Raw genomic sequence first — 19,160 nt, forward strand, 5'->3', positions numbered from 1 at the left:
ATAAACTTTTGTTGAGTATGATGCTGTCAGCCAGTGCTGGCATGCTGACCATCATGCTTTACAACACCATTGATACTATTTTTATTGGCCACTATGTCGGCAGCCAGGGCATTACCGCCGTTACGCTGGCTTACCCCATAAGCTTGCTTTTGCCTACCCTGGGAATGGCTATTGGCGCCGGTGCCGGGTCGATCATTTCCAGAAGACTGGGTGAGAGTAACCTTGAAAAGGCACGTCAGACTTTTGGTAATGGCTTTTCTCTGGCTGTCGTTCTCTGTCTGGTAGCCTGTAGCCTGGCCTATATGCTGACGGACTCCATTCTCACCCTGTTTGGCGCCTCAGAAGAAACCTTGCCTCTGGCCAAAAGCTACTACCTGATTGCCCTGATCGGAATCCCCTTTCTGGGCAGCTGGATGAGCATGAACCAGATGCTCAGGGCCGAAGGACTGGCAAGACTGTCCATGAGAAGCATGTGGCTGTCGTCCTTTCTCAACATTCTTCTGGATGCCCTGTTTATCGCCGTTCTTGATATGGGACTGGAAGGCGCGGCTCTGGCTACTGTGATCGCTCAGATCACAGGCTGGTGTTACAGTATTTCGATCTACCTGAGAAAGAAGAGTTCGTTGAGGTTAAGAGCCGAGTTCTTTTCCTGGCAGTGGCCACTACTGAAAGAGATTGTTGCCCTGAGCGGAACCACCTTTGGCCGACAACTGGGTGATGCTGCCCTGCTGGTAGTGATGAATAAAACCCTGCTGTTGTATGGCGGCCCATTGCTGATTGCAGCTTACGGCATCATTAACCGACTTCAGGCTTTGATGATGGTGCCTATTATTGGTCTTAACCAGAGCTTCATTCCTATTGCCGGTTATAATTTTGGTGCCCGACAGTTTGACCGGGTGATCTCCGCTTTTATTAAAGCCATTCTTTATGGCCTGGCCTTAACCTATATTCTGGTTGCCATTGTCTGGATAGACCCGGAGTTTTTTGTCAGCTGGTTTACCAAGGAAGCAGAACTGATTGAGGCTACTGTGCCTGGCTTGAAATGGATAACGCTGTGTCTGCCTTTCCTGATCTTCCAGACCATCAGTGCCGGTTATTTTCAAGCTATGGGCAAACCACTGGCAGGACTGCTAATGACCAGTATGCGACAGCTGGTACTGCTATTGCCGCTGTTATTGATACTCTCCCCCCTGCAAGGCCTCGAAGGTGTCTGGATTTCATTCCCGATTGCCAACACGCTTATGGCTCTGATTTGCACAGCTCTGTTTTCTGTACTTCTGAAACAGCTCAAGCAGATGCACACTGAAGAAAAAGCCGGAAAACTGGTGGATAAAACGGCCAGCTAACCCCTCCAAAAGATCATCTCGGAGCTATAAACATGGGCTCCGGGGTTTGATCTATCAGACAGTCTATTCCTGTTATCAGATTCTGCCGTTTTCAGGGGCAGGAAAATTCCTATATGCTGCGCGTATCCTGCCCAACCAGAAAAATGTCCAGCTCCTGAATGAGTTCTGCAAACCGCCTTTGAGGAACTATCCTGATAACCATCTTCACCTGCCTGGAAATCGTGATTACCGGCCCTTTAATCGTTTTTCAGTTTCACCACCTCCAGTGCCAGAGTACGGCGCCTTTTTACCGAGGGAGAGGCCGTTTTATGACGATTTCTATCAGCAAAAACGATCCAGAATCACTCATTGTCCCAATACAGCGCCTCTTTTAAACAGGCCATTTTCACCTGCTGCAGAATATTCGAGCCGCCCTGTCAGCCTGGCACCAGACTATTATTCGCATCCGCCTGAACAATCCCATTACCCTGCGTCGCCAGTCCCCGAGTTTGTTCATAACAATTACATACGCAGAGAAGAGATCGACTATCGTTCTGTGCTTCCAGAAGACCATCGAAGAGTATCCAGTCACCAAGAAGTGCTCCCTTATATGGATAAGCCAGAATTTGTAGATGATTTTCTCGACCAACCTGTCAGTCCAACCCCCTCACAACGCTCTCAAGGTACTGCCTGCTCTTACATCCCTGAGCGAGAGGGCACACCTGAAAGTCAGCATTATGATGACATTTCCGTAGGCTCATTTGACTCTAAGGACGACCGGGACAGCGGTATTTCAATGGATAAGCCTGAAAAAGAGCCTCCCCTTGAACTGGATAAAATCGATGAAGTCCTTGCCGAACTGAGGCAATCCCTGGAGTGCAAACAAAGAAAAACTCTGGAGCATCGACTGGCGAAAACCCTGCATTACTATAAAAAACAGGTTCATGAAATGCGTGAGCTCAGGGCCCAATGGGAGTCCAATGCAGAGCGTCTGGTCATAGCTGAAAAGGACTGTGCACGACACAAACGAAAGCGGGAAGAACAACACGGCTCACTTTGTCTGTGAAGACGGCACGGTTAAATTCTATACTACACGCCCCATTGAAGCAGACGAAGAGTTGCTATGGGATTATGATGAGGAAATTGAAACCGACTTTGAAAAGGGCGTGAAAAAACGCATCATTCAGGAGCCAAAAAAGTACGTTCGGGTAGTTGACGGCAAGGTTACGCTCAAAAAAGCTAAACGAAGCCCATTCAATGTAAAAAACTTCATACTCCAGTAATGATGACGTATGAATCAAGAGGAAATGCCTTTAGACTTCAGCTTTAAACAAGAAGAAGATTCCAGATCATGTTTAACCATGAGCCCGAAGGTTACTCTTGCCCTTTCTGCAGAATCCTCAACTCTGAAACCGAGAAGCAGGCTGAAGTGCTTTATGAAACAGCTTCTGCGGTTGTCTGTCTGCCTTTACACCATAAACCTCTGTCAGGTCCGGGTCTGCTGATTATTCCCAAACAGCACGTTGAAAATATATACGACATGGATGACACTTTGCTGGTTGACGTCATGATACTCGCCAGGAAAGTCGCTTTGTTTGCCAAAGAAATCTGGCAAGCCGACGGTATTACCCTGATTCAAAACAACGAACCTGCGGGCTCTCAGGATGTCTGGCATTTCCATTTGCATGTAAAGTGCAGGCGGGAAGGTGACAATTTCTGGAAGGCTTCCCTGCAACGAACAGATCAGAGCTTAAGGCAGGAATAGATCAATTCGTTCAGGGAGTTTATGGATGCCCCGTCGGCTCACCCCTTTTGAGGACGAAACCCGGGGTTGTTTTTCATTAACTGAACCAGTTCCTGTTGCTGAGCACTGGCTTTCAAGGCCTGAAACTTTTCCGAACTGGTTCTAAGCACTCTTTCTGCTTTCTTCATCTCATGTTTGTTTAACTTGAGAAAAGAAGAGTCCAGCACTTCATCGATGGTCGCCCTCTTATCCCTGAGCGGCGACAATGTGCTGTTGATAAAGGAGTAATAATCTCCTCCTATCTCCATAGCTTTTCGAGTGAGTGCCATAGCAGTGTCGAGCTCTTTCTTCGGAAAATCGTGAGAGAAGGCTGGCAAGACGTCGAAGTCACGATAACGGTCAGGCATCTGTGTATAGAGATAATGAATCCTGTACTCAGCACCCGACCTGAAAGACCCGAGATCGGCACCCATGGTAAACATTTGAGTCTCTTCCCCCTGGGTGAAGCCTTGAATGTACGCCATCTGACCAAGACCATAGACATCCATCTTCGGGTCACTCTGGGCACCTCTTGGTAGCTTTTCTCTCAACTCATCAGTCATCACTTCCCTGTCATCAGGCGGCATAGGCTGGAAGCGACGTTTATCCATGACTTTGAATGACACGGCAGCAGGGTCTGCATAAAGTTCATGACCTGGGCTTGCCACCTCATCAAACCGGGTGCTGGTGCCAAGATCAATCAGTCGCAGGCGATTCTGAGTGGTGTCATAAAGCAGGTTATCCGGCTTGAAATCACCATGCATAAAGCCTGCATCCTGCAGATGCTTCAGACACTGTGCAGCCTGTTTAGTGAGTAACTTGTTGGCACACATATATTCACTTCGGGTCAGCTGACCATCAAGATAAAGTGTTCTCAATTCCTTGAATCTCTGCTCCAGTGACGGTCCCTGGATACGCTCCAGCAACAATCCTTTACGACCATTGATGTTTTGCACGCCATAGCTCTTCACCAGTTTGGGATCTTCAGGAACGCTGGCAAAAACATGAGATTCATTTTCAATCGTTTTCCAGGCCCAGGCCTGTTTGTTTTCGTCATCATCCAGAGACGGTGGCAAGGTTTTGAAAATCAGGGAAGTCGCTTTGCCGTCCGGACCCATAACAGGGAGCAGTTCAACGGTGTCACTGCAATGTACAGGGGAGACCTCATCCAGGGCTAATTTTTCAATATCGAAAGGCAGTGTTCTGGTGATCTGGTTAGCAGGAGCAGTGGTTCCAATAGACCCGAATCGGCTCAGGGAATCCTGTAATGTAGGTGAACCTGGGCTTTCATAACCCGAATCGAGAGATTCAGAACTCATAGTTCGCGACAGATTTTTGGTCGGTTTAACCGGTTCTGTCTGTTTTCCCTGATGGGTGCCTGTTTTCCGTCCGCCTCTATTTCTTCTGGCGGGCTTTCCCTTCGAGCTATCAGATCTGTCGCTAACAGTGTGATGGCGATGCGATCCCGGGATACTGTCCATGGCCCAAAAGTCCTTTCTACTGAATCACTTAACCAGTGTAGCGTTCACTCCACTGTCTACAGGCAATCCGTCTCATGTCTGTCGACCATCTGCAACAACGGATTGGTGAAAGGCATCAGGCAACCAGCCAGATCAACGCTGCTGCTGATCAGCCCAGGTATTTAACGCTTAAAAGGTGGGAAGTAAGGAAGGAGGTATTGATCGAAAAAGTGAAGAGAGGGAGCCTGCCCCGTTTACCATGAAAATCAATAAACAATGTTCAAGGCAGTTTGGGCAGGTTCTCATTCAGTACCGGGTATGATCAGCCACAGCACTTCTTGTATTTTTTACCGCTTCCGCAGACACAGGGATCGTTACGGCCCGGTGTTTTCTCAACCACTTTGGTGGTTGGCAGGTTCTTCAGCAGCTCCAGGTCAGAAATATCTTCCTGCTGCTCTTCATCCACTTCAATGGTGTAGAACCAGCTGTTTTCTTCGAAGATAGCCGCCAGTTCCTGCTCTCGTTCTTCATTCTGAACAATCACGCTGGCAGGATTCTTCTCGGTGCCCAGCCTGGCAGTTTTCTTACGTTCAAAACCACGACTGTGTTTATCAGTAAGGTTCATCAGACGGTTGCCTTCGGCATAAAGCATAGGTAGCCCACCACTCTTGATCGGTAAAGATTCAATATCCGAGCCTGATGATCACCAGAACAGGGATACCCAATAAAACCGACGTAATCTACTGGATTTGGGGCAATTTAGCCAGAAGTCTGATGGATTTATAACCGAATAGCCGGTAAAGGATTAGCTTCCTTGTTGAAACCCTCTCAAAACCCGATCGAGCTGAGCCTTTCGAAGCCCACTCCCACCTTCGACAAGCGCAGCGTGAACAGTATCCGTGTGTAAAATCGGCTTTGGAAAGCCCTCTTGATTTGATCTGGAACCTTAGTGATGGCTGATCGGCTTTTTAGTCTATCTTTAGGTGCTGGTCTGTATCAGAACCTGAACCCGAAAACCTCATAGATGGCTGCCAGAGGATCCGTCGAATGTCGCTGCCCCAGGTCACAACTCGCACTATAGTACTGCTGCTAATAGTCTTTAGCCTGGGTGGTTGTTTTAAATTTCACACGGGTAAAAATAACGCCCAGCCCAAACGCCCAGACAAAGTTAATAGCAGTCTGACACGGGAAGAAGCCAGTTCTAGACAGAGAATGATCTCAAATCTCGGCTACGAACTTTATCTTGATGTCTCTGAAACCCGAAGCAAACAGTTTTCCGGCCGAGTATCCATCACCTTCTCATTAAAACAAGCCAATCAGCCTCTAAGACTTGATTTTCAGCAGGGCGAAGTGACTCGACTGCTGATCAATGCTGAACCTGCCAACCCAGAATACAACGGTAGCTTCATCACCTTTGCTCCAGGCAGTCTTCAAGAAGGACAGAATATTGTAGAAATAGAATTCATCCAGAACTACAGAGCACAGGGGACTGGACTGAATCATTTTCACGACCCTAAAGATCAGCAGCTCTACCTCTTCTCACAGGCTTCCCCTTTCAATAATGGGCGTATATTTCCGGTTTTTGATCAGCCCGATCTCAAAGCCTCTTACAAGTTAACCGTGAAATCTCCTGAAGACTGGCAAGTTATTACCGTTGCATCAGAAAAGCAGACCCTCAAGGAGGGTGATAAACGTTGGTGGTATTTCCCTTCTTCAGAGCCTATCAGTCCATCCCTGTTTAAGGTTTCTTCCGGCCCTTTTAGAATCTGGAAAGACTCCAGCGGTAAAACGCCCCTGCGTTTACTGGCGAGAAAATCCCTGGCCAAAGCAATGAACCCACAAAGCTGGTTTTCTTATGCCCGGCATGGCCTGAGTTTTTTTGAAACCTATTTTGATGCGCCCTACCCAAGCCTTAAATTCGATCTCGTGCTCTTACCACGAAGAACCTCATCTGGTAATACGGATTACAGGCTGCTTGATGAAGCCCTGATTCATTCGTTCCATGCCAAAAAATACCCTGAGATCCAGGCACAGTTTATTTACCACGAACTGGCATACAACTGGGTAAACCGCTCCGTCGCACCCGCATGGTGGGATGGAACAGAGCTGCATGAAAGTCTGGTACTGTTAATGAGTTACAAGGCAATGGCAGAAGGTGCAAACCCGGGTGGTACCTGGCCCTATTTTTACCGAAACCTGCAAGCCCCTGCCTATCAGGCCGATTCAAACAAGCAGGTTCCGGCACTGCTGGTAAAAACAGAATCCAGCCAGGAAGCAAAGAGGCAAAATGGAATGCCTCTTTATCAGTCAGTTCGAGGTAAAGGTCCGGCAATACTGAGGCAGCTTGAATACCGTATGACTGGAGAAGCTTTTCGTCAGGGCGTCAGGGACTATCTAGGCCAGAATATGGATAAAGGGACTAAACCCGGGCAGTTTATTCAGTTCATGAGAGACGCTTCCGGGGAAAAGCTGAAACACTGGCCGGAAAACTGGCTGTTCAAACCTGGAGTTAATCAGGTGGAAGCCCGGTGGGAATGCAAAGATCAGTTTTTGACCAAAATAACACTGCTGCAGTCTGCCAAAGGCCCTGATAAGAACATTATCCGTGACCACCTGCTAAACGTTGGGCTTTATCGTCAGAAAAACCATCAGTTGTCTCTGTATAGAAGCCTGTCAGCCACTCTGGATGGCAAGAAAGCAAAAGTACCTTTTTCTGGAAAAGTTCCCTGCCCTGATGCAGTTTTCCCCAATACAAACGACTATGGTTATATAGAAGTTCAGCTGGATGAAAAGACAAGAAACGTCGCATTACAAAACAGGGGAGATTCTCTCTTGTTTGAAACCCAGCTGATCGACCTTCTGTATCAAGATGTTTTACAGGCAAAGATAGATGTCTCTGCCATGCTGAGCCGACTTTACAGACAGATCCCGGAAGAAAATACTCCTGCCCTTCTTTTTCAGTCTCAACAGGTTCTGACTGAGCTCTTCATACAGTTGCAATCCATCCGCTATCAGGATGAATCCTTGCAGGAAACTTTGACAGACCCTTTGGATGAACTGGAAGCCTTTGTCTGGCAACAGCTAATGATTGCCATACCGGGCAGCATTGAGCAGATGAGCTGGTTCAGGACTTATCTGGTGGTTGCTCATACACCCAACGGACTGGCTCACCTGGAAGATCTTCTGGATCGTCGCCCCATACTCAGTGGCCTGGAACTGACACAAACTCTACGCTGGGACATGCTGAAAAAACTGATGGAATACAATTATCCAGGCATAATTAAACGAATAGATCAGGAACCAACAAACACTGCATCGTCTTCTGAACAGAGTGAGACCAGAGCGGCTCAAGCCCTGCGACCTGAGCTCAAAATCAAACAACAATTCGTTCAGCAAACGATTCAACAACTTCAGGAAACCAGCCGTCAGGCTTCTGAATCCCTCAGTGGCCTCCACGGCTCTCTTTTTCCACCCAGTCAAATCCAACTGGCCCAACAAGTGGCCGGGCAAACTCTGGATGGTTTGCAGTTTCTCACTCAGAAACCTCAGAACCTCCAATGGCTTTATTTGAACTACATTATTCCCAATGCTTGCTCTGTTCACGGCATTACCCAATTTAAAAATGCCATGAACCACTATCAAGCCTATCCTTACATTCAGTATCAGCTAACTCTGAAAAAAGCAGCCGCTGAGCACTGCCTGACACTACGTGGCCAACTGAGTCAAAGGTAGTTTTCAAAAGCAACTGCAACATTATACGACTATGGATTTACCTGGAATTAACTTCCTGTTGACCCCCTTTCAAAACCCGTTGGGGCTGAGTCTGTCGAAGCCCAATGCCCCCTTCGACAAGCTCAGGGTGAGTGGCATCTATCTGTAAATCGGGAAGTTATTTCGAGAAAAACCCTGTGTTTAGTCTTTCCTGCGGACTGACCGAGAATAGACAGCCTCTTAGGTAGATTTACTCAAATCAACATGAATGCCTTGACGCCAAAGTCTTTATATTTGATTATCCGCATATACAAATATTAACCTGATTTTCTTAACACTGAAGTCATCCGTGAGGTCATCATGGCAGTTAAAGTAGGTATCAACGGTTTTGGTCGAATTGGTCGTCTTGCACTGCGTGCAGCGTTTGACTGGCCGGAACTGGAGTTCATCAAGATCAATGATGTTGCCGGTAATGCTCCCACCCTGGCACACCTCCTTGAATTTGATTCTGTTCAGGGTCGCTGGTCACGAAACATCTCTTCCACTGACAACAGCATCACTATTGAAGGTCATTCCATTGAGTGCACACAGGTCAAAAACATCGGAGATACTGACTGGTCTGATTGTGACGTTGTTATTGATGGTACAGGGGTTCACAAGAAAACCGCCATTCTTCAGCAATACCTTGACCAAGGTGTAAAGCGGGTTGTTGTCACCGCCCCCGTGAAAGAAGAAGGTGTTCTGAATGCCGTCATGGGTGTTAATGACGATTTGTTTGATCCAGAAAACCATCGCATTGTGACCGCAGCCTCCTGCACTACTAACTGCCTGGCGCCTGTCGTTAAAGTCATTCATGAAAAGCTGGGGATTGTCAGTGGCACCATGACCACCATTCACGACATCACCAATACCCAGACTATACTGGACGCTCCCCACAAGGATCTGCGTCGTGCCAGAGCCTGCGGAATGTCCCTGATCCCAACGACCACCGGTTCAGCAACCGCCATTACTCATATCTTCCCTGAGCTGAAAGGCAAGCTGAATGGTCATGCTGTCCGGGTTCCTCTCGCTAATGCTTCTTTGACAGACGTCGTTTTTGAAGTGGGGAGAGACACCAGTATTGAAGAAGTAAACCGTCTTTTGAAATCAGCTGCAGAGAACGAGTTGGAAGGTATTCTGGGCTATGAGGAAAGACCTCTGGTTTCCATTGATTACCTCGGTGATCCACGCTCAAGCATCATTGATGCCCTCTCCACGATGGTGGTCAATAACCGTATGGTGAAAATCTATGCCTGGTACGACAACGAGATGGGCTACTCCGTGAGAACCGCAGAGTTGGCCAGAAAGGTTGGAATGGCTTGAATTCAGACATCTGTCCGGGAGTTTCCCCTGCCGGACAGAGCTTTACAGGATGCGGGTTTTAATGGTCGGCATGCGACTGGCGGATAAGTAATTCCAGCTGGTCAAAGCGTGTACCAAACTGAGAGAAATGAGACTCAATTTTGTCCAGTCTAGTATTAATGGCAGCTATGTCTTTCCGGGTTTCGATTTGCTCTTTCAGTATTAATGAAACCACTTCATGGGTGCCATCAATGACTTGGATCACACGACCAAGACAATCATCCTGTAGACGCTGCTTTATTTCCAGCTGCTGCACTCTGGCTTCAAGACTCATGTTTACTGCCCGTTCTTATTGGTTGGGATATCAGCATAGCAAAGAATCCCTCAAAGCATTCTGAGAACCTACATTACGGAAATTCATTCTCAATGACGCCACCGCTTTCCATACTGTTCCTTTGCACTGGAAACTCTGCCCGCTCCCAGTTGGCCGAAGCCATTTTTCGTCACAGGGACGGCTATCATTTCAAAGTTTTCAGCGCGGGTACCCAACCCCAGGGCATTGATGACCGCGTGTATCAGACATTGGAAAAACTCGATATTCCTGCGGGCAACCTGACCAGTAAGAGTCTGCACGACTTGAACGAGCAGCACTTTGATTTTGTTATCACACTGTGTGATAACGCCAAGAATGAATGTGCCCACTACCCGGAGTCAGAAGCACTGCTGCACTGGGACCTGACCGACCCGAAAGATCAGGAAGGACTGGCTGCCTTTGAAGAAACCGCTGAAGCACTGAATGAACATATAAAACTGTTTCTGAAGCTGAACTCTCCCGGTGTTAACAAGGAAGGTTCCTGTCCGGCCGATTTTTTCAAACTGCTCTCGGACAATACACGACTGCGCATTCTTATGCTGATCGAAGACGAGCAGGAACTGTGCGTCAATGATCTGGTAGAAGCCCTGCAGGAAAACCAGTCCAAGGTTTCACGACACCTGGCTCAGATGCGCACCCTGAGAATTCTCACCACTCACCGCCGGGCACAACAGATTTTCTATCGTCTCAGTGACGAACTGCCTCAGTGGATGAAACTGGTTCTGGCCACCACTCGCAACGGTCAGCCTGATTTTATCAATCAGGAAAAGATTCGCCTGAAAGCGCTCTTTAATAAAGCACCGTCCACCCAGACTTTGCCGGAATAGTTGGGAACATCATCATGCTCAAAACGCTTTCCTATGACCTCAAGCAATACTTGCTGGTGACGTTTAATTACTGGAACTTCACCATTACAGACGGTGCATTACGAATGCTGGTCGTACTGCACTTTTACAGCCTGGGGTATGAATCCCTGGAGATTGCCATGCTGTTTCTGTTCTATGAATTCTTTGGTGTCGTCACCAACCTAGTTGGGGGCTGGCTGGGTTCAAGACTGGGATTGAACCGAACCATGAATTTCGGACTGGGGCTGCAGATTTTTGCCTTGTTGTTACTCACAGTTCCCAGCCAGTGGCTCACTGTTCCCCTGGTCATGTTTGCCCAGGCCCTTTCAGGTATAGCCAAAGACCTGAATAAAATGAGTGCCAAAACCTCCATCAAAAAGCTGGTCAGTAATGAACAGCAGGGCAAACTCTACAAATGGGTGGCTATTCTCACAGGCTCCAAGAATGCCCTGAAAGGCGCTGGCTTCTTTATAGGAGGTGCCTTGCTTACCCTGATTGGCTTCAGAAACACTCTGTTTGCCATGGCGGCAGTGCTGGCTGCCGTCCTGATTATGAGTCTGATCTGGTTGAACCGGGATATGGGAAAGTCCAAAGCCAAGGCCAAGTTCAGCCACATTTTTTCTGATAACCGCGCCATCAATATTCTTTCTGCCGCCCGAATGTTTCTGTTTGGCTCCCGGGATGTCTGGTTTGTCATCGCCCTGCCGGTTTACCTGTCCAGTGTTTTTGGCTGGAGCCATTCAGAAACCGGTGGTTTCATGGCTCTGTGGGTTATTGGCTACGGCCTGGTTCAGGGCATTGCACCTCGCATCACCGGCAATCAAAGTGACGCACCTCCCGGCAGAAAATCGGCAACACTCTGGGCTGCAGCGCTATTGCTTTCGGCTCTGGTGGTAGCCAGTGGCATTCAGTATCAATGGCACCCTGAATTGACCATTGTGGGTGGACTTATGGTGTTTGGTGGCATCTTTGCCATTAACTCTTCTCTTCACTCTTATCTGATTGTCAGCTATGCCCGGGAAGATGGCGCATCCATGGATGTAGGCTTCTATTATATGGCCAATGCCATGGGCCGACTGATTGGCACAATTTTATCAGGCTGGCTGTTTCAGGAAGGCGGGCTGGTGATCTGTCTCTGGGTGTCCTGTCTGTTTATAGCTCTGACCACACTGATTTCACTTGGCTTACCCCGTTTGCATCCCCACGCACTTTCAAGCTCTTGATTGTAGATAACAGCTTCGATGACGAAAAACCCTCGAAGCTGCTCCCTCTTCTTAGAATGACTTACTCTCCCATAAAGACCGTGCTCATAATTATTCGCCGAAAACGGTTCGTATCAATCAGCCATAAGCGAAAAAAATGTTCTCGCCAAGACCATTACGACAGAGGCTGAATCCATACAAAGAGGTACAAATGTGCTAAAAAAGACGCCATTTTCGTCAACATCCAGCCTAAAAAGGTCAAGAGACTGTCAGAATCCACAAAAAAGGCTTTGAAAAGTTCAATTACCCCAATCTCTGTGCCATTATTCAGTGTTTATTCATTAAGGCAGGGATGTTCCCCGTCTTCCCGGGTCTAAGCCCTTTACTGGCAGGACTTTGACCAACCCATTGGAGAAAAATAGTGAAAAAGGTTCTCAAAGTGACCGCGTTGGCAACTGTAGTTGCTCTTGCCGCTGGTTGTAAGGACAACGCCCAACCCGTTACTGAAGAAGTCAAGCTGGACACCCCTGAACAGAAAGCTGCCTACGCTATGGGCGCTTCTCTGGGTAACTACGCTGACCAGACCCTCAAGCAGCAGGAAGAAATGGGTATCACCATTGATCGCGAACTGCTCAAGAAAGGCTTCATGGAAGCTCTGGGTGGTGAGAGCAAGCTGAATGACGAAGAGATTCGCACCGCTCTGCAGGGTCACGAAGAGCGCATTCGCCCCATTATCGAGAAGAAGGTTCAGGAGCGTCTGGACGAAGACCGTAAGAAAGGCGTTGACTTCCTGAAAGAGAATGCCAAGAAAGAAGGTGTGAAAACCACTGATTCCGGCCTCCAGTACGAAGTCGTAGAAGCCGGTGAAGAAGGCGCTGTCAAGCCAAGCGCTGAAGACCAGGTCACCGTTCACTACACAGGTACTCTGATCGACGGTACTGTCTTTGACAGCAGCGTTGAGCGTGGTCAGCCAGCTACCTTCCCTCTGAACGGCGTGATCAAAGGCTGGCAGGAAGGTCTGCAGCTGATGCCTAAAGGCTCCAAGTACAAGCTGTATATCCCTGCTGAACTGGGTTACGGTGACCAGGCTGCCGGTTCTATCCCACCAGCCTCTACCCTGATCTTTGAAGTTGAGCTGCTGGACATTGCTGGCGACAAGAAGTAATTATTACTGATTGTTGTTCAGTCCAGAGAAAGGCCGGATACTCTCCGGCCTTTTTTTATCTGAACCTTTAATGGTCAATTTCAGGGAGTGCAATCCATAGATTCTTCAGCCAGGGGCGGTGGCACCACCGGATCAGGCTTGCCAATCTGGAAATTCAGTTTTAACTCGTCCGGAATACTGTGGGCACTGCCCCGCAGAAAGAAGTCATCTGCATCAATCCGATAGACCTTGTCATCGAAAGTAATTTTTACGGTATCTTCCCTGAACTCTTTTCCCTCGATTTTTCCAGGTATCACCATCTCGGAGGCTTTAAATGACTGTACTGAAATATCCGTCACACCGGCTTTCTTAATACCTTTAAATATGGCTTCCACAACAGACTGGCCATAACAGGTCACAATATCGAGCACACTGACATCAAGGCGACTCTCTTTCAGAAATCGCCCTAATCGAAAACCAAAATCTTCCGGCTCATACACGACAGTACTCCTCTTGAATTCAAACCCCACGAAGTTTTCTCCCTCGTCCTCTCCTGCATGAATGTGAAGCACCATACGACCGTTGTAAGCGAGCTTTTCTCCCGACTCGACAGAAAGCTTCACCAGTTGTTGTGAACGTTGCATGGATACAACCTGTTCTAAAAACAATTTTCTGATCCCTGGCATCAGCCCTTTCATTGAAAAACCCAACGGATCAATAACAGATATATCCAGAAAACCTATTTCATTACCCGGGACATTCATTGAAGGTGAGTATTCAAGAAACACTTCCATCTGCTCATAACTGCTGATCAGAAGCGGACGGTCAGAAAATGGGAGCGTATTGCCTTTAATATCCATGACATGAACAGGCGCCCATAACCCTGGACTGAACATCATCAGGGTCATTAACCAGAAACGAAAAGCCATCAAAAAACCACTCTCTATTCAAGCCTCTAAGAGCATAGGTCTTGAATAAATGTATTCCTATTTACATTGCGCCCAGCCTGCTCATCTGACTCCTCTCTCCCATCTGGCGAAGTCGGAGTTCAACATTTGAACGAATCAAGCCTCCAGCTGTCTAAACTAGTCGAGATTAAGTACCAGGCAGTAGAGGGATTCAGGGATGTTAAAATGCTTTTTTATGTCAAAACAATGGGCTCTATGGGCCTGGGGAGGACTGGCTGTCCTGCTGACGTCCATTTTTATTGAAGTCAGTATGATGGTGAAGCTAAATGAATGGTACGGCGAAATGTGGGATATGATGCAGCTGGCCAAACCGGAAACCATTGGCCGTTTCTGGGAACTCATCATCCTATTCTGCTGGATTGTTTTTCCCTTTGTTCTACTGAGAAGCCTTTCCAACTTTCTTTCACAGCATTACTGTTTTCGCTGGCGGCAGGCCATGACGATGGCTTACCTGCCCTTCTGGCAAAAAGTGGATCATGATGTTGAAGGTGCATCCCAGAGAATGCAGGAAGATCCCCAGCGCTTTGCCAGAGTCACCGAGCAACTGGCCCTGGGACTGTTCCGTTCTGTCCTTACGCTGATTGCTTTTATTCCCATCCTCTGGACACTCAGTGAAGAGGTTTGCAACAAGCTATCCAACTGGCTCACCAGCCCGGCTTTCATGGATAATTTTGACCGGATTCCCCAATCCCTGAAAGGTCTGGAGTTGATGGCGCAGATTCCGGGCTCTCTGCTCTGGTTTTCCTGCCTGCTCTCTTTCAGTGCCATTATCATTTCCTACTTTGTAGGCATTCGTCTGCCAGGCCTTGAATACAACAACCAGAAAGTCGAAGCACGCTTCAGAAAACAACTGGTCTATGCAGAAGATGACAAGTCTTATGCTGATACCCCGACTCTTGTTGAGTTGTTTACTGGCCTGCGACGAAACTACTTCACTCTGTTTCTTAACTATTCTTACTTTTCGCTCTGGCAAAACTTCTTTTTTCAATTTGTAGTGATTGCCGACCTTCTGGTCATTGGCCCGGGTGTTATCTACGGCATTATTCTGATGGGAACATTAAACAGAGTGGCTCATGCTTTTGGCAGTGTCTCCGACAGCCTTTCTTATTTCACTGAAAACTGGGCAACGGTGACAGAGCTGCTTTCCATTATTAAGCGACTACGAGAGTTTGAAGTAAACATTGGCTATCGATTCGATTCTTCAGCCTCTGAATACGCTGAAATCGAATAAGAGATCATTTAAATTCATAATATACGCCTCTGATATGACGGCGGCGATTTTCATGAAATTCATGTGCGCACAATGGAAGGATTCTGGACACTGTTGCGCTCCCGGTTACGTCCTCATCAGGGTATATCACAAGAGAAGTTACCTCTTTATTTGAGTTTCTTCGCGTGCTTGCACAACATCAAGATAAGGGGAAAAGTGAATCGGACCGGCCTGCTCTCTGAAAAGAGCGATACCGAAAAGGCCAAAGCTTTACGCAAAGGATTTGAGAGTGGCGCTATTAATAAGGCTGACATAAATTTGCCATTGCCTCACAAAAACAATGGCAATGATGCTCATACCCCGCTGCTACTTGCCAGCCGGGATGGTTTACCGCAATACACCCGCCTGCTTATAGAGCATGGAGCATCACAAACAATCGTTGATAGCTATATGCGTTCTCTGCCCATGCATAAGGCAGCATTCTCAGGCCATGAGGAAACACTGAAAGTTCTGCTTGAAGACGATGATGCCAGACATACTCTCAATGCCCAGGGACCATTTAATGGTTATACACCTTTGCACGATGCTGTATGGAATGGTCATGAAGACAGTGTAAAGGTACTGATCCAACATTCCGCCAAAACAACCATCGAAGGCCATGATGGATACACTGCCATCGACTTTGCAAAGCGACTGAACAGAGACACAATCACTGATATGTGATCATTTCACAAAGTGTTTCAGAAACCTTGCCAATGATATTTTTATGACAAAGTGGATTCTACTATTGACAAGTAGTTAGCACCCTAAGGCACTAATCAACTCACTTAAGCAAATATTATGTATACTCTTTACACTATCTCAGGATCCTGCTCAACAGCCATTGCTATTCTGCTTGAAAAGTTAGGCATGGATTATGAAGTCATTCATCGTGATGATGTTGAAAACTATCAGGACATCTCTCCAACCCACCAGGTTCCTGCTTTAAAACACGGTGATAAAATCATCACTGAAGGTGCGGCGATTATTCTTTACCTGTTAGAGCAGCACCCCAACGAGATGCTCCCAAGGAATGCTCAAGATCGCGCTGATTTTTATCAGGCTCTGATGTTCAATGTCGCAAATCTCCATCCTGCATATTCCCGAGTTCTTTCTGCTTGCAAATATATCCCGGAATCAGAAGCAAAAGAAGCTTACCTTATGACACTTGGAAAGAATGTCTCTCAACTGTGGACAATCATTGACAAGAAACTGGAACACAAGGATTACATGATTGGAGACGCTCCGACTGCCATTGATTATCTGATCGCCCTGTATATAAACTGGGGGCCTGCTTATATGCCACGCGCTAAAATTGACATCGGAAAAAACATCCACAGGCTTGCCCAACATATTTCTACTCTGCCTGAGTATAAAGCAGCTTTGAAGAAAGAGCGGCCTTAATATTATATATTGTTACCGGCAATAGAGTGTTTTCTGTATTCAAGACAGTGGCGGATTAACCAGACCTAAAACAAGATCACTGCAGGCATAAATAGCCTGCAGTGATTTATATTGAAGCTCATTAATTCACTGAAAACATCGTCAAATAAAAATCATATTTATTTTACTGATAGGCTCCGGCTGAATAAACTAATTCGTAACTATGGGAATAGACTTCCAGGATATTCCCAAACGGATCTTCCATATAAACCATTCGGTAGGGCTTTTCCCCAGGGTAATAATAACGAACAGGCATTCGCTGTTTACCACCGTGCTTGACGATTTTTTCCGCCAGCCCTTCAACATCCGGGTCCTGAACACAGTAATGAAAGACACTTGTTTTCCAGTACTCAAAATTATTGGCTGGGGTTTCATGGTTCGGAAACTCAAAGATTTCGATGCCAACACGGTCTCCCGTCGATAAATGAGCAATTCGGAAAGAACCCCAGTTAGCACCAAATACATCAGTACACATGATACCAATAGCACTGTTATCTTCCTTGATGTCTGTTGGTGGCATTATTAAATACCAGCCCATCACTTCAGTGTAAAACGCTACTGCTTTTTCAACATCAGGAACAGAAAGTCCAATGTGACTGAAATTTCTTGGGTAAACGGAACTCATGAAAGTGTCTCCTGTTTTATAATCAGTTGCATTCTGAATTCGCGAGTAAACTATAGTTGATGATTAAATTTTTCTCACTAATTTCCGGTTAAAAACAGCCAAGTTCTTAAACCTTATTATTCTTCCGATATAAATCTTTGGTTTTCTCCAGCGAATCAAAAAAGCTCGAGCAAAATACAAACATTTATCAGATTAAGATGGTTTTCCGGGTTATTTTAATTAACAAAATCTGATAAAGGTTTGTGATCTTAGCAAGAAAAGGTAGTCATCACTGTAAGCACCTTAATTCACCGAAGTCGAACAATAGATAATTTAAATTTATAGAATATGCCCCATAAAATGGAGCACTGATAAATTATTAACAACCGCCCTTAGAATTTATCTCTAAATAACTTCCCTATTTACATACGAATTCCGTTCACCCTGTACTTGTCGAACGTTGCTGCTATTGGTCTTCGACAGGTTCAGCTCGAACAGATTTTGAGTTTTTAAAAAAGAGTAAGATTCACAAATTTTAAAGACTCATGTTCTTTGTCTATTCTTCTCGAACTTCTTGAATCAACTTAAACATAAACAACTGCTTACTTTTAGTTTGTGATAAGCAGTGTGTTCTTTCTCCTGTCCAAAGCTACTGATGATCAGCGGTATTACTGTCACATTATCGAGGTCAATATGTTTCGCTCAATTCTCTGGATTCAAGTCTTTCTTATCTCTATAGGGATATCTTTCTGTGCTCAAGCCCAGGATACCCTTGTACCTATTGTTACCTTTGCCCATGGTGCACAGATCAATGACATTGCGTACAACCAGCAAGGAAATTGTGTAGCAACAGTTGGGGAAAACTTTCGAGGCAAGTTCTGGAATGTGGACCGATCCGTTAACTTTTCAGCGCCTGAATCGAGAAACAGCATCGCTACTATTCGCCATAACGCCCGAATAGGGCAAGTCATATTCTCAGAAAACTATGCGGCTACGGCCTCCGATGACGACCTGGCAAAACTCTGGGCCCAAACGGGCATTCTGGTCAATGCTTTAGGAGTACCAGCCTTGGCTCTCAAAGCCATTGCCAACAGCAGAAACGGTCAGGATGCCACCCGAGTAGCCATTGACAGTACTGAAAAATATATGGTCGTGGGTACAGCGAAAGGTGAAGCGCAGTTACTGGATCTGAGCGACATTAAAGTGCGGTCCAGAGTACCCGATGCGAACTACGGCCAGTATGAAGCGGATTATGTTTACGAAGCCGAACCTGATAACCCCAATTTCAACAATATTGAAACCGGTATTGAAGAGCCGGCACTGATTGCCAGAATGTGGCATAAAGGCTCTATCGCTGACATGGTTTTTAGTCCGAAAGACAAATGGGTCGCCACTCTGAGTGAAGACATGACGGTCAAGGTCTGGAACTACGATAAAAATCCGGAACCTTCCGACAATGGTCGCTTGCAGGGCAATTGCATCAATTCAGAACGACTGAGCAAAGCAGCTTTTTCAGGTGCTTATGGTCCCACCCTGCTAGCTTCCGGTGACTCTTGATACTGCGACTTCCCTTATTGGCTTTGATAGCGTTCAGCGCAAGCCGTCTCAGAATGGAGAAATTTTCAGCCCCATTTCCTGTGCTTATCTGACATGCGTCCTCTGAAAATGCAACGTCCAAAATCCAGTGCAGATTATTCTCCACCGCCCAATGA

19 protein-coding genes are annotated in these 19,160 nt (G+C 46.7%); 14 read left to right on the forward strand and 5 right to left on the reverse strand.

Features of this window, described 5'->3' with window-relative positions:
• The 4 genes from WG89_RS26845 to WG89_RS26855 form a co-directional block, all read left to right on the forward strand.
• On the forward strand, nucleotides 1-1,346 hold a 1,346-nt coding region (locus WG89_RS26845; RefSeq protein ID WP_062270728.1), incomplete at its 5' end, for an MATE family efflux transporter.
• Nucleotides 1,347-1,392: 46 nt separating this feature from the next.
• Nucleotides 1,393-2,391, forward strand: a complete 999-nt coding sequence (locus WG89_RS26850; RefSeq protein WP_062270729.1) for a hypothetical protein — start codon at nucleotides 1,393-1,395, stop codon at nucleotides 2,389-2,391.
• A complete protein-coding gene (locus WG89_RS30785; RefSeq protein WP_172806932.1) occupies nucleotides 2,339-2,608 on the forward strand; it encodes an SET domain-containing protein in 270 nt (89 codons plus the stop codon). Before WG89_RS26850 ends, WG89_RS30785 begins: the two co-directional genes overlap by 53 nt.
• A gap of 68 nt (nucleotides 2,609-2,676) precedes the next feature.
• Nucleotides 2,677-3,090: an HIT family protein gene (locus tag WG89_RS26855; RefSeq protein ID WP_062270730.1), complete on the forward strand. Its 414-nt coding sequence runs from the start codon at nucleotides 2,677-2,679 to the stop codon at nucleotides 3,088-3,090.
• A 38-nt stretch (nucleotides 3,091-3,128) separates the two neighbouring features.
• Here the strand turns inward: WG89_RS26855 and WG89_RS26860 are convergent, their stop codons facing one another.
• Entirely contained in the window at nucleotides 3,129-4,427 is a 1,299-nt protein-coding gene (locus WG89_RS26860; protein WP_062270731.1) for a protein kinase domain-containing protein, read from the reverse strand.
• A gap of 236 nt (nucleotides 4,428-4,663) precedes the next feature.
• Here WG89_RS26860 and WG89_RS31425 point away from each other — a divergent pair, with 236 nt between their 5' ends.
• Nucleotides 4,664-4,831: a hypothetical protein gene (locus WG89_RS31425; protein WP_172806933.1), complete on the forward strand. Its 168-nt coding sequence runs from the start codon at nucleotides 4,664-4,666 to the stop codon at nucleotides 4,829-4,831.
• A gap of 59 nt (nucleotides 4,832-4,890) precedes the next feature.
• On the opposite strand, the gene WG89_RS26865 is transcribed toward WG89_RS31425, so the two are convergent.
• The gene (locus WG89_RS26865; protein ID WP_216638565.1) at nucleotides 4,891-5,193 is read right to left on the reverse strand and encodes a PBPRA1643 family SWIM/SEC-C metal-binding motif protein; all 303 of its coding nucleotides are present in this window, start codon (nucleotides 5,191-5,193) and stop codon (nucleotides 4,891-4,893) included.
• Between the two features lie 422 nt (nucleotides 5,194-5,615).
• On the opposite strand from WG89_RS26865, the gene WG89_RS26870 reads away from it, so the two are divergent.
• Together WG89_RS26870 and WG89_RS26875 are read left to right on the forward strand one after the other, a co-directional pair.
• Nucleotides 5,616-8,300 carry a M1 family aminopeptidase gene (locus WG89_RS26870; protein WP_062270733.1) on the forward strand — a complete coding sequence of 895 codons (2,685 nt, stop codon included), beginning with the start codon at nucleotides 5,616-5,618 and terminating at the stop codon, nucleotides 8,298-8,300.
• A gap of 339 nt (nucleotides 8,301-8,639) precedes the next feature.
• Nucleotides 8,640-9,641, forward strand: a complete 1,002-nt coding sequence (locus tag WG89_RS26875) for an ArsJ-associated glyceraldehyde-3-phosphate dehydrogenase (RefSeq protein ID WP_062270734.1) — start codon at nucleotides 8,640-8,642, stop codon at nucleotides 9,639-9,641.
• A 58-nt stretch (nucleotides 9,642-9,699) separates the two neighbouring features.
• On the opposite strand, the gene WG89_RS26880 is transcribed toward WG89_RS26875, so the two are convergent.
• The gene (locus tag WG89_RS26880) at nucleotides 9,700-9,954 is read right to left on the reverse strand and encodes a hypothetical protein (protein ID WP_062270735.1); all 255 of its coding nucleotides are present in this window, start codon (nucleotides 9,952-9,954) and stop codon (nucleotides 9,700-9,702) included.
• Nucleotides 9,955-10,046: 92 nt separating this feature from the next.
• Between WG89_RS26880 and WG89_RS26885 the strand changes: the two genes are divergently transcribed.
• The 3 genes from WG89_RS26885 (at nucleotide 10,047) to fkpA (ending at nucleotide 13,205) form a co-directional block, all read left to right on the forward strand.
• Nucleotides 10,047-10,820, forward strand: coding sequence for a metalloregulator ArsR/SmtB family transcription factor (locus WG89_RS26885; protein WP_062270736.1), 774 nt, complete (start codon nucleotides 10,047-10,049; stop codon nucleotides 10,818-10,820).
• A 14-nt stretch (nucleotides 10,821-10,834) separates the two neighbouring features.
• Nucleotides 10,835-12,061, forward strand: coding sequence for an organoarsenical effux MFS transporter ArsJ (arsJ, locus tag WG89_RS26890; RefSeq protein WP_062270737.1), 1,227 nt, complete (start codon nucleotides 10,835-10,837; stop codon nucleotides 12,059-12,061).
• Nucleotides 12,062-12,461: 400 nt separating this feature from the next.
• Nucleotides 12,462-13,205 (forward strand): FKBP-type peptidyl-prolyl cis-trans isomerase, encoded by a 744-nt coding sequence (gene fkpA, locus WG89_RS26895; protein ID WP_062270738.1) that lies wholly within the window; start codon nucleotides 12,462-12,464, stop codon nucleotides 13,203-13,205.
• An 80-nt stretch (nucleotides 13,206-13,285) separates the two neighbouring features.
• Here the strand turns inward: fkpA and WG89_RS26900 are convergent, their stop codons facing one another.
• Entirely contained in the window at nucleotides 13,286-14,113 is an 828-nt protein-coding gene (locus tag WG89_RS26900) for a hypothetical protein (RefSeq protein ID WP_062270739.1), read from the reverse strand.
• A gap of 196 nt (nucleotides 14,114-14,309) precedes the next feature.
• Here WG89_RS26900 and WG89_RS26905 point away from each other — a divergent pair, with 196 nt between their 5' ends.
• The 3 genes from WG89_RS26905 to WG89_RS26915 all read left to right on the forward strand — a co-directional run bounded on the left by WG89_RS26905 (nucleotide 14,310) and on the right by WG89_RS26915 (nucleotide 16,805).
• Nucleotides 14,310-15,383 (forward strand): putative transporter, encoded by a 1,074-nt coding sequence (locus WG89_RS26905; protein WP_062270740.1) that lies wholly within the window; start codon nucleotides 14,310-14,312, stop codon nucleotides 15,381-15,383.
• A gap of 72 nt (nucleotides 15,384-15,455) precedes the next feature.
• Nucleotides 15,456-16,085, forward strand: coding sequence for an ankyrin repeat domain-containing protein (locus tag WG89_RS31795; protein ID WP_245662989.1), 630 nt, complete (start codon nucleotides 15,456-15,458; stop codon nucleotides 16,083-16,085).
• A gap of 117 nt (nucleotides 16,086-16,202) precedes the next feature.
• Complete coding sequence (locus WG89_RS26915; protein ID WP_062270742.1) at nucleotides 16,203-16,805, forward strand: glutathione S-transferase family protein; 603 nt, start codon at nucleotides 16,203-16,205, stop codon at nucleotides 16,803-16,805.
• Nucleotides 16,806-16,968: 163 nt separating this feature from the next.
• Here the strand turns inward: WG89_RS26915 and WG89_RS26920 are convergent, their stop codons facing one another.
• Entirely contained in the window at nucleotides 16,969-17,469 is a 501-nt protein-coding gene (locus tag WG89_RS26920) for a lactoylglutathione lyase family protein (RefSeq protein ID WP_062270743.1), read from the reverse strand.
• A gap of 672 nt (nucleotides 17,470-18,141) precedes the next feature.
• Between WG89_RS26920 and WG89_RS26925 the strand changes: the two genes are divergently transcribed.
• Complete coding sequence (locus WG89_RS26925; protein WP_153301859.1) at nucleotides 18,142-19,005, forward strand: WD40 repeat domain-containing protein; 864 nt, start codon at nucleotides 18,142-18,144, stop codon at nucleotides 19,003-19,005.
• The last annotated feature ends 155 nt before the right edge of the window (nucleotides 19,006-19,160 follow it).

The organism is Endozoicomonas arenosclerae (assembly GCF_001562015.1).
Taxonomy (GTDB): domain Bacteria; phylum Pseudomonadota; class Gammaproteobacteria; order Pseudomonadales; family Endozoicomonadaceae; genus Endozoicomonas_A; species Endozoicomonas_A arenosclerae.